General features: G+C 57.3%; 10 protein-coding genes and 1 pseudogene. All 11 read left to right on the forward strand.

Translation table 11 applies throughout. The features are described 5' to 3' along the window. Positions 1-681: 681 nt before the first annotated feature. The 11 genes and pseudogenes from Q4D85_RS13935 (at position 682) to pyk (ending at position 10,271) form a co-directional block, all read left to right on the forward strand. On the forward strand, positions 682-903 hold the full coding sequence (locus Q4D85_RS13935) for a hypothetical protein (RefSeq protein WP_303201320.1): 222 nt from the start codon (positions 682-684) through the stop codon (positions 901-903). A gap of 5 nt (positions 904-908) precedes the next feature. Next, positions 909-2,213 (forward strand): MFS transporter, encoded by a 1,305-nt coding sequence (locus Q4D85_RS13940; RefSeq protein ID WP_303201321.1) that lies wholly within the window; start codon positions 909-911, stop codon positions 2,211-2,213. An 11-nt stretch (positions 2,214-2,224) separates the two neighbouring features. After that, complete coding sequence (gene hisH / locus Q4D85_RS13945) at positions 2,225-2,860, forward strand: imidazole glycerol phosphate synthase subunit HisH (RefSeq protein ID WP_303201322.1); 636 nt, start codon at positions 2,225-2,227, stop codon at positions 2,858-2,860. Positions 2,861-2,965: 105 nt separating this feature from the next. Beyond that, positions 2,966-3,694 (forward strand): bifunctional 1-(5-phosphoribosyl)-5-((5-phosphoribosylamino)methylideneamino)imidazole-4-carboxamide isomerase/phosphoribosylanthranilate isomerase PriA, encoded by a 729-nt coding sequence (gene priA / locus Q4D85_RS13950; RefSeq protein WP_303201324.1) that lies wholly within the window; start codon positions 2,966-2,968, stop codon positions 3,692-3,694. Then, positions 3,691-4,491 (forward strand): inositol monophosphatase family protein, encoded by an 801-nt coding sequence (locus tag Q4D85_RS13955; protein ID WP_303201326.1) that lies wholly within the window; start codon positions 3,691-3,693, stop codon positions 4,489-4,491. Before priA ends, Q4D85_RS13955 begins: the two co-directional genes overlap by 4 nt. 32 nt (positions 4,492-4,523) lie before the next feature. Continuing rightward, complete coding sequence (hisF, locus tag Q4D85_RS13960; protein WP_303201328.1) at positions 4,524-5,297, forward strand: imidazole glycerol phosphate synthase subunit HisF; 774 nt, start codon at positions 4,524-4,526, stop codon at positions 5,295-5,297. Between the two features lie 30 nt (positions 5,298-5,327). Beyond that, positions 5,328-5,693, forward strand: a complete 366-nt coding sequence (gene hisI / locus Q4D85_RS13965) for a phosphoribosyl-AMP cyclohydrolase (RefSeq protein WP_303201330.1) — start codon at positions 5,328-5,330, stop codon at positions 5,691-5,693. A gap of 21 nt (positions 5,694-5,714) precedes the next feature. After that, complete coding sequence (locus Q4D85_RS13970; protein ID WP_303201331.1) at positions 5,715-6,350, forward strand: TIGR02234 family membrane protein; 636 nt, start codon at positions 5,715-5,717, stop codon at positions 6,348-6,350. A gap of 338 nt (positions 6,351-6,688) precedes the next feature. Then, positions 6,689-7,495 carry an indole-3-glycerol phosphate synthase TrpC gene (gene trpC / locus Q4D85_RS13975; RefSeq protein ID WP_303201333.1) on the forward strand — a complete coding sequence of 269 codons (807 nt, stop codon included), beginning with the start codon at positions 6,689-6,691 and terminating at the stop codon, positions 7,493-7,495. A 115-nt stretch (positions 7,496-7,610) separates the two neighbouring features. Then, a pseudogene (gene lgt, locus Q4D85_RS13980) lies at positions 7,611-8,459 on the forward strand (prolipoprotein diacylglyceryl transferase); the annotation flags it as partial. A gap of 381 nt (positions 8,460-8,840) precedes the next feature. After that, the gene (gene pyk / locus Q4D85_RS13985; protein ID WP_303201337.1) at positions 8,841-10,271 is read left to right on the forward strand and encodes a pyruvate kinase; all 1,431 of its coding nucleotides are present in this window, start codon (positions 8,841-8,843) and stop codon (positions 10,269-10,271) included. The last annotated feature ends 98 nt before the right edge of the window (positions 10,272-10,369 follow it).

Here is a 10,369-nt window from a genome sequence, read left to right on the forward strand (position 1 = left end):
ACCGCTTTAACCGTTCTACACCTCAACCACCACAAAACCTGGTGAGAAAACCTCAGTGTTGCGGAAAAGAAGAATAGAGTGCCACCGGCTTCGCCTACGGCTCTACCAGCAGGTTCAACCGCAGGGCTTGCAAAATCCGCCAGCAGCTTTATCGTGAACTAACTGCATGATTCCAAGACCAGACGCATAGAAGCGCATCCTGGTATAGACGTCTTCTCCCACACCAGAAGCAACCTGAAAACGCAGCAGGCGCACTCAACTCCTAAAATTCACATAAACAACAATCAATAGCAACCAAGCTATAAGTGCCACTGCGTCCTGTACAAGAACCTCTACCCCCGGATAAGGGAAAACTAAACCCACAAACCAACACAACCAGCGATGGTGGGGGCGTCGACAAGCGAAATACGAAGGAAAATGCGTGTGAACTACTCGAATCTTTACGTTGTTATGAGCCAGTGTTGTGCGGTTGAATGCGTGCGGAAAGAGTCACGTGACGTGCTTCGTTACTGCCGCCAGCACAATGGGTATCGGGCTCAAACCCACGGAATGGATAGCGATTATGGTTGCATTACTTCGATTGCTATGAAGCGACGCGATGTCTTACCTTAACTGGGTTGCTATTGTGACGTGCGTGTTAGTCTCAATCCGGGCTGAAATTGTGGAAAGAAGGTGAATGACATGACCGGTTTTTCTGATTCTGGTTTTATCGCGGCACAGGCCGGAGGTTCGGGTAATTACGTTCTGGTGTACGTGATGTTTTTGGTCGCCGGGCTGCTTGTCGGCGGTGCGTGGTCGACGTATAAAAACGGCTCGATTCTTCTTGCCGCGGTGCTTGGCGGCTGCGCGGCGGTGGCGGCGATTGCTGGGATTCTATGGATGATTGGTGAACTCGGGGGCTAACTGGGATGGCAGCATCGGGTGATGCACAACTGCGGTTGCTTAGGGATATTCCTGGTTTCTTCGCCTTGGCCTGCGCCACGGCGGCCTCCTTCGGCGCGTTGGCGTTGATGCTGCCGGTGATTCCGCTGGCCGTGATAACCGCAACCGGCAGTGAAACCTTGGCGGGGGCGACAACCACGGTTTTTATGGCAACAACCGTCGCGACGCAATTAGTGACGGTGAAAGTCGTTCGAAAATTCGGATTTCGGGCGGTCATGGTGACAGCGGCGCTGCTATTGGGTGTGCCAACTTTGTGGTACGTCCTGACCATGGATAGCGTGTCGTTGCTGGTGGTCGCGGCAATCCGGGGAATGGGGTTCGGGGCGCTATGCGTGGCGCAGTTTGCGCTTATCGGCCAGCTTGCCCCGCCCGGCACGCTGGGTAAAGCCTCCGGGATCATCGGGTTGTTTACTGGTGCCGCACAGATGCTGGGAATGCCGGTGGGGCTGTGGCTTGTCGACGCCACCGGCGGTTACAGCGTGGTTTTTGTCGTCGGTGCCGCTGTGGCGCTCATGGCGGCGGTATTAAGTCTGTTTCTTCCCTCGCCCGCGCCGGAAGCGGAATCGTTAGACGAGCCAGTGTGGACAAAAGAAGACGACGAGGCGGAATTGCACCGCAATGAGCGTCGTCAAGCGGAAAGCCCAAGCGGCGGTACACCCCGCATCTATCGACGCCCGCGCCCCATAACGCTGTGGGTTACCGTCGCCCCGGCCATCGCGATTGCCTGCGTGTCCATGGGCTACGGTGCGGTTTCGACGTTCTTGCCAGCAACCGTGCGCGAAATCGATCCGGTAACCGGTGCAACCGTTGCCGGGTTATTGCTCGCGGTTGCTGGCGGTACCCAGATGGTGTTTCGGCTAGGCTGCGGCGCATTGGCCGACCGGCTAGGCTATCCCGGAACGTTGATGATTCCCGGATTGCTTATGGTTTTTATCGCCTTTATTAGCTTCGTGTGGATTATCACCACGGGTGCGTCCGTGTGGTGGATGCTCGTCTCGGCTGTGCTTTTCGGCGGCGGTTTCGGGTTTGTGGCCACCGAAGCGATGTTGGAAATGTTCATGCGGGTACCGCGGGGGATGACCGGCCAAGCCTCAACCATCTGGAACGCGTCATTCGATACCGGAACCGGAATAGGCGCGATCACCTTGGGGTATGTTGCTTCCCGCAGTGGGTATGTTGGGGCATACCTGGTGGGAACCGCGCTTGTAGTCATCGGCTTGATTGCCGAATTGGTGGACCGAAAAATAAACCCCGAGCATTGGAAAGGCTAAGATCAAAATCCATGAAAAAGAATGTCGCATTGTTAGATTACGGCTCGGGAAACCTTCGTTCCGCCCACCGCGCATTGGAACGAGTAGGGGCGGAAGTGACAGTGACCGCTGACCCAGACACCGTACTGGCCGCCGATGGGTTACTTGTGCCCGGAGTCGGCGCTTATGCGGCATGCATGGCCGGATTGAATCGAATCTACGGGCCCCGGTTGATTGGGCAACGCTTGGCCGGATCGCGGCCGGTCATGGGGATTTGCGTCGGCATGCAGGTCATGTTCGACTACGGCGTTGAGCACGGCGAGAAAACCAGTGGTTGTGGGCAATGGCCGGGAACCGTCGAAAAGCTTGACGCCCAGGTATTGCCGCACATGGGGTGGAACACGGTTAGTGCTGAGCCAGGCTCGGAAATGTTTGCCGGATTAGATGCGGACACCCGGTTTTATTTCGTCCATTCCTACGGAGTGCGAAACTGGGAATTTGAGCCCGACGGTCTCACCACCCCGCCACAGGTCACCTGGAGCACCCATGAAGAGTGCCGGTTTGTGGCAGCCGTCGAAAACGGGCCGTTGTGGGCGACCCAATTCCATCCGGAAAAATCCGGGGACGCCGGGGCGACCCTGCTGGAAAACTGGCTCAAGCAATTGTGATATTTGTTCGTGTCGTGCTTCACGTCGTACCCGACTACAAGAGATTGCCCGCCACAATGGTTCATGTGGGGTAATCGGCGTTATTCGACGCTACACTAAAGCACTATGGTGTTCTGTTTAATTCCCGCAGTAGATGTTGTGGCAGGTCAAGCCGTTCGGCTTGACCAAGGCGAAGCCGGTACCGAAAAGAATTACGGCAGCCCCCTCGAATCCGCCTTGAAATGGCAGGAACAAGGAGCGACCTGGCTTCATTTCGTCGATCTTGATGCGGCCTTCAACCGAGGCAGCAACCACGAAATGATGGCCGAGGTCATCAGCCAGCTCGACATCAGCGTGGAACTCACCGGCGGCATTAGGGACGACGCTTCCTTAGAGCGGGCGTTTGCCACCGGCGCGCGCCGGGTAAATATCGGCACCGCGGCCTTGGAAAACCCGGAGTGGATACAATCCGTGCTGGCACGCTACGGCGATGCTGTCGCGGTTGACATTGCGGTTCGGCTTGTCGACGGCGAATGGCGCACCCGGGGCAACGGGTGGGTGTCCGACGGCGGCGACCTGTGGGAAGTATTGGAGCGTTTGGATGCCGATGGGTGCAAGCGGTTCGTGGTCACCGATGTGTCCAAAGACGGCACGTTGACCGGCCCAAATATCGACCTACTTCGGGAAGTCGCCCAAGCCACGGACGCAAAGATCGTCGCCTCCGGTGGTATTTCCACCGTGGCGGACCTGGTGGAGCTGGCGCGATACGAAGACGAGGGCATCGATTCCGCCATCATTGGTAAAGCCCTCTACGAAGGCCGGTTTAGTCTCACCGAAGCCCTTGCCGCATTATGAGCGAATTGCGGGAGCTGTACCACATCGCCGAAGCGGTGGTCGATGACGCGGAACGAATGTTCCGGCAGGGGATAGGGGCCAACCCCAGCCACCTGAAAGACGCCGGACAATTTGCCACCGAGATGGATCTCGCCATCGAACAAGTGCTGCGCGAACAATTAACCACGCTTACCGGCTTGCCCGTCTACGGCGAAGAATACGGCGGACAGCAGGGAAGTTTCACCTGGGTGGTGGACCCGATCGACGGCACCGCGAATTACGCCGCGGGCAATCCCATGAGTGCCATTTTGCTGAGCCTCATGTCGGATACCCAACCGGTGCTTGCCATCACCAGCGTTCCGCTGGTTGGCCAACGGTTTGGCGCTTTCGACTCCTCACCGCTGTATATCAATGGGCAACCGCAACGCCCGCTTACCGAACGCCCCCGAGTGGCGGCACATGTGGGGTTCTCCTCCGTTTCCTCAACCACCGGAAGCAAAAAAGCACAGTTCCCGTCACTGATGCGCCACGGGCTACTCGCAGAACTGACCAAAACATATCTTCGTCCCCGCATCACCGGCTCCGTGGGTATCGACCTGGCCTACACCGCTGCCGGTATTTTCGGCGGCGCGGTCAGTTTCAGCCCTCACATTTGGGACAACGCGGCTGGGGTTTTGCTGTGCCGAGCCGCTGGCGCGAAAGTCACCGACCTCGACGGAAACGACTGGACGCCAACATCCCTTGGGGCAATCGTTGGCACCGATAATGCCCACGAGACAATCCTTAGTACCATGAACACAGTCCGAGATTCCTATTAACCTCACCACCGTCAAAAGGAGCACGCACCACAATGGCAGTAGCAATCAGGGTCATCCCATGTCTAGATGTCGACAACGGTCGGGTGGTCAAAGGAATCAACTTCACAGGCCTCAAGGACGCCGGTGATCCGGTGGAACTAGCCGCTCGCTACGATGCCGAAGGCGCCGACGAACTCACCTTCCTCGACGTATCCGCCTCCAAAGACGGCCGCGGCACCATGCTTGAGGTGGTGCGACGCACCGCCGAACAGGTTTTCATCCCACTCACCGTCGGCGGTGGGGTGCGCAGCGAAACAGACGTCGACGAGCTGTTGCGTGCCGGTGCCGATAAAGTCAGCGTCAACACCTCAGCCATCGCCCGGCCGGAGCTGCTTAGCGAACTATCCCGCAGGTTCGGCGCGCAATGCGTGGTGCTGAGCGTCGACGCGCGGCGCGTCCCCGAAGGCGGCACCCCACAACCGTCCGGCTTTGAAGTGACAACCCACGGCGGCACCCGATCGGCCGGACTAGACGCAATCGAATGGGCGAAACGAGGGGAAGAACTAGGTGTTGGCGAAATCCTCCTCAATTCCATGGACGGTGACGGAACAAAAGCAGGCTTCGACATCGAACTGATCGAAAAAGTACGCGCCGCCGTATCCATCCCCGTCATCGCCTCCGGCGGTGCCGGTGCGCCGGAGCATTTCCCGCCCGCCATCGAGGCTGGCGCTAACGCTGTTCTGGCCGCCTCCATCTTCCACTTCGGCGAAGTGACAATCCCAGAAGTAAAAGCAGAAATTGCGGATGCAGGCTATGAAGTGCGCTAACCGAAAAAGAAAACCACCAACGAAAAACTCATGACAAACCACACAGATAATCCCGCCGACTACGAACTAGCACCCGATATTGCACAGCGAGTTCGGTTTAACGCAGACGGACTGGTCCCCGCCATCGTGCAGGCGTCGGAAAGCAATGAAGTGCTCATGATGGCATGGATGGACTCACACGCCCTGGCCTACACCCTCGCCACGCAGCGCGGTACCTATTTTTCTAGGTCGAGAAACGAATACTGGATCAAAGGTCTCACCAGCGGACATACCCAACACGTGGAATCCGTCCGCCTCGACTGCGACGGCGACACCGTATTGCTGAGCGTCATTCAAACCGGTGCCGCCTGCCACACCGGGGATCGCAGCTGCTTCGACGCGGACAAACTTCTCTAACGGCACGCAAGGCGGAACGACATGACGAAAACACGAATCGCAGCATTACTCATCGGCGTCGGCGCCACCGTTTTATGGGGTGCCTCCCGGCTGACATGGCTGACCGTGCAGGCATTCGACGATAAATCGGGCAACAAGACCCTCGACATCATCGGCGCACAGTGGTCGACAGAAACCACCGCTGTAAGCCTGGTTCTGGTGGCAGCCTGCGTCGCCGCCTTCGCGTTACGACGCGTGGCGCGCCGGGTGGTGGGAGTGATCGCTGCCGGTGCCGCTGGTGTGGCGGGCTGGTCGGCGCTTGATGTAATCATCGGGACCGGCCCGGATCCGCAACGTGCCTTGAGCATCCTAAGCTCCCAGACCGCCACCGCCCATCAAAACAAAGGTGCGCTGCTGGCCAACTGGGCCGAGATCACCGACATCACAGTGCACCCGACCGGGGTCCTCGTGGCGGTTGTGGGGGCTGCGCTGGCAATTTTCGCCGGTGCCCTCCTGGCGGTGGCACCGGGGGACGATAAGCCGAAAGCCAACCAATACGAGCGTAAACACACACGGGAACTGCGCATAGAAGAAGACTTGGAAGCCGACCCGGATTCGGGCCGAGTCATGTGGGATGCACTCGATGCGGATATCGATCCCACCGACCCCAACTCTTAAGCACATTTGCTAGTGAAATAAAACTGGGGGTGATTTAGTTCACGTGCTTGGGCAGCGTTTGAAAACTTAACAAACGCACCAATGGAATCTAAATTGGCTCATATCACGGAAACAAATAAATTCTTATGTGTCATGACAACTACCGAGACGGTTGCGGCGCCGGGGGTGATAAAAACCACCACCATACAGTCGCGAAAAACCTTCCCAATTTTAGTTGTCGCCCAACCACGCGTTAGCCTTTAACAGGTAGGTTTTTTAATCTTGGTGCCATCTCGCCCAAGCAAAAAGAACCTGGCACTGTGTAAAGCGCAACCCTAAGAGATTGGTAGGGCAACGACGTGACTACAGTCTTTGGAGAGATCATTGCAGGCGTCAAAGAAGACGTTGCTGCGCGCGAGGCTGTTGTCCCATTCCGTGACATCAAGGCCCGCTCCCGCGACTGCGAACCACCGCGTGACGTGATGTCGGCATTGCTTGCCCCTGGTTGCAAACTCATCGCCGAAGTCAAACGATTCGACCCGGAAACCGGAAAAATCGCGTACCGTGAAGCCCCCACCGAACTTGCCCGACAATTCGAAACGGGTGGCGCCGCCCTCATCGCCTGCCACACAGAACAACGACGGTTCCACGGTTCATTGGCGGAAATGGCCGATGTGCGAGCCACCGTCTCAGTACCAATCCTGTGCCGGGACTTCATTGTCGATCCCTACCAAATCCATGAAGCACGCTGCTTCGGCGCAGATATGATTCCACTGCGGGTCGCCGTCCTAGAACAATCCCATCTGTGTGCGTTGCTTGACCGGGTGGAATCCCTCGGCATGACCGCACTGGTGGAAGTGCGAAACCCTGAAGAGGCGATCCGAGCCATAGACGCCGGTGCGAGCATCGTTGGGGTTAATGCCCGAGACTTTGAAACAATGACGCTCAACCGGCAAGCATTCGCCGAAATCGCGCCGGGGTTGCCCAGCGACGTTATCAAGATTGCATTATCAGGTGTGCGTAATGCGGCGGAACTGTACGAATACGCAGCCCGGGGAGCAGACGCAGTGGTGATTGGAAACTCGCTCGTTACCGCCAAATCACCACTCGCGCTGACCCGGGCATTAGTGTCAGCCGCCCAGCATCCCGCCTGCCCCAGCCGGTAGCGGAGCCGCCCGGCTTCAGCACTTCATACAACCCCGATGTAGCCGTGGGAATAATTTTCGGGCACACTGTGTTAGGTCACAGAAACAGCCGAGAATACTTTTGGAGAGATGAAGCGTGATCGTTTCCACCCTTGCGTACATCCCATCGCCACCCCAGGGGGTGTGGTACCTGGGTCCGATACCCATCCGCGCATACGCACTATGCATTATCGCGGGCATCATCGTCGCCCTCGCCGTCGGTCGCAAGCGCTACGCGGCCCGGGGCGGACAACCGGACATGGTTTTGGATGCCGCTATCATCGCTGTTCCTGCCGGTATTATCGGCGGCCGGTTGTATCACGTGATTACCGATTACGACAAGTATTTTTGCGACAGCTGTAACCCGATCGACGCGTTGAAGATCACCAACGGCGGCTTGGGGATCATGGGCGCCGTTTTAGTGGGTACCCTCTCGGTATATGCCTATTTCCGATACAAAAAAGTTCCGTTCGCACCTTTCGCGGATGCCTTGGCGCCAGGTGTTGTTTTGGCTCAGGCGATAGGACGATTGGGCAATTGGTTCAATCAGGAACTCTATGGTGAAGAAACCACAGTGCCGTGGGCGCTGGAAATTTACTACCGGGTGAATTCAGCAGGCGAGTATGCGCCATTAACGGGGCGTTCAACTGGCGAGGTGATCGCTACGGTTCATCCCACCTTCCTGTACGAGATGCTGTGGAATATCCTGGTTTTCTTCTTCCTTATCAACATGGATCGCATTGCCAAGCTTGGGCACGGACGGGTTTTTGCCCTGTACGTCGCAAGTTACGCGGCTGGCCGATTTGTTATCGAAAACATGCGTACCGATGAAGCAACGTTGGTCTACGGAATCCGCATCAACGCCATCGTCACCGCCGTCATCTTTGTTCTTGCCCTTGTGGTCTTCTTCTTGCTGAAATCCGGCCGAGAAACCCCGGCGGAAGTTGCTGGGGCGGCAGGCACAGTCACCGCAGATACCGATAATGTTGCGGAAGAAGTAGACGCCGGTATTTACCCCGCGACGGCCGTAACTGAATCGGAAACCTCAACCACCGAATCTCCTGGCGTCGACAAGCAATAACGCCCGTTTACTGCAACTAAATTAGTCGTGCATGCGGCGATAAAATGCCGCGGTCGGTGGGTATAAGGGTGGCGTTATGCAAACTGTGAGCTAAATCGCGCACCCACCGATAATGTCTGAATGTGCCCGCTCATGCCCGTTTTTCTTCGGTTTTCTCGGCAGTGGCACGGCAGGTTTTTCACTTTTCCTGCTTGTTCTTCGCGTTGGCGTTCGCAGTATTGGCAATTCAGGATTAGTGTTTAAGGCATGGAACGTCGCACAAAAATTGTTTGTACTCTCGGTCCGGCAGTAGCAAGCCAGGACGCAATTCTTCGGCTCGTGGAAGACGGCATGGACGTCGCCCGCATGAACTTCTCCCACGGTGATCACGCCGACCACGAACAAAACTACAAGTGGGTACGTGAGGCAACCGATAAGACCGGTCACGCTGTCGGTATCCTCGCTGACCTGCAAGGCCCGAAGATCCGCCTGGGCCGCTTCGCAACCGGCGCCACTTTCTGGGCAACCGGCGAAGAAGTCCGCATCACCGTTGAAGAGTGCGAAGGCACCCACGACCGGGTATCCACCACCTACAAGAACCTTGCCAAAGACGCAAAGCCCGGCGACCGCCTGCTCGTCGACGACGGCAAGGTTGCCCTTGTCTGCAAAGCAGTGGAAGGCAACGACGTCATCTGTGAAGTTGTCGAAGGCGGCCCAGTTTCCAACAACAAAGGCGTGTCCCTGCCCGGCATGGACATCTCCGTCCCAGCGCTTAGCGACAAAGACATCAAAGACCTCCGCTTCGCACTGAAACTCGGTGTGGATTTCATCGCCCTCTCTTTCGTTCGTTCCCCGCAGGACGTCGAATTGGTTCACGACATCATGGATCAAGAAGGCCGCCGTATCCCGGTGATTGCGAAGCTGGAAAAGCCGGAAGCTGTTGAAGCCCTAGAATCCATCGTTCTTGCTTTCGACGGCATCATGGTTGCGCGTGGCGACCTGGGCGTGGAATGCCCGCTTGAGCAGGTGCCATTGGTGCAAAAGCGCGCCATCCAAATCGCTCGCGAGAACGCCAAGCCGGTCATCGTGGCAACGCAGATGCTTGATTCCATGATCGAAAACTCTCGCCCGACCCGCGCCGAAGCTTCCGACGTGGCCAATGCGGTACTCGACGGCGCCGACGCAGTTATGTTGTCCGGCGAGACTTCGGTCGGTACCGATCCGCACAACGTGGTACGCACCATGAGCCGCATCGTCACCAGCGCGGAAACCGACGGCAACGTTCCTGACCTGGCACACATTCCACGCACCAAGCGCGGCGTCATTTCCTACTCCGCACGCGACATTGCGGAACGACTCAATGCGAAAGCACTGGTGGCATTCACCACCTCCGGTGACACCGCTAAGCGCGTTGCCCGGTTGCGTTCCCGGCTGCCGCTTCTGGTTTTCACTCCGTTCCCGGAGGTACGTAGCCAGCTAGCGTTGACGTGGGGTGCGGAAACGTTCCTCACGCCCCGGATGCATGACACCGATGAAATGCTGGTGGAGATCGATAACCAGCTTCTCGCAATGGATGAATACTCCCGCGACGACATGATGGTTATTGTTGCCGGTACTCCGCCAGGAGTCTCTGGTAACACCAATATGATTCACGTTCACCTGCTTGGTGAGGATACTTCCTTGCCCCCAACGGCCTAACGCCTTAAGCCCTCAGCTGTGCCAAGTAGTTGGGGGTATTTTTGCTTTACGACGATATCTTCGCACGCGGTTGACTTCCTACCGGTGGTGGTGGTTTT

Source organism: Corynebacterium sp. (assembly GCF_030532965.1).
In the GTDB taxonomy this organism is placed as follows: domain Bacteria; phylum Actinomycetota; class Actinomycetes; order Mycobacteriales; family Mycobacteriaceae; genus Corynebacterium.

Coding starts and splice junctions, on each gene's coding strand:
- Q4D85_RS13970 (WP_303201331.1), top strand. CDS start 5,715: ATGACGAAAACACGAATCGCAGCATTACTCATCGGCGTCGGCGCCACC.
- pyk (WP_303201337.1), top strand. CDS start 8,841: ATGGAACGTCGCACAAAAATTGTTTGTACTCTCGGTCCGGCAGTAGCA.
- hisH (WP_303201322.1), top strand. CDS start 2,225: ATGAAAAAGAATGTCGCATTGTTAGATTACGGCTCGGGAAACCTTCGT.
- hisI (WP_303201330.1), top strand. CDS start 5,328: ATGACAAACCACACAGATAATCCCGCCGACTACGAACTAGCACCCGAT.
- Q4D85_RS13955 (WP_303201326.1), top strand. CDS start 3,691: ATGAGCGAATTGCGGGAGCTGTACCACATCGCCGAAGCGGTGGTCGAT.
- hisF (WP_303201328.1), top strand. CDS start 4,524: ATGGCAGTAGCAATCAGGGTCATCCCATGTCTAGATGTCGACAACGGT.
- priA (WP_303201324.1), top strand. CDS start 2,966: ATGGTGTTCTGTTTAATTCCCGCAGTAGATGTTGTGGCAGGTCAAGCC.
- Q4D85_RS13940 (WP_303201321.1), top strand. CDS start 909: ATGGCAGCATCGGGTGATGCACAACTGCGGTTGCTTAGGGATATTCCT.
- Q4D85_RS13935 (WP_303201320.1), top strand. CDS start 682: ATGACCGGTTTTTCTGATTCTGGTTTTATCGCGGCACAGGCCGGAGGT.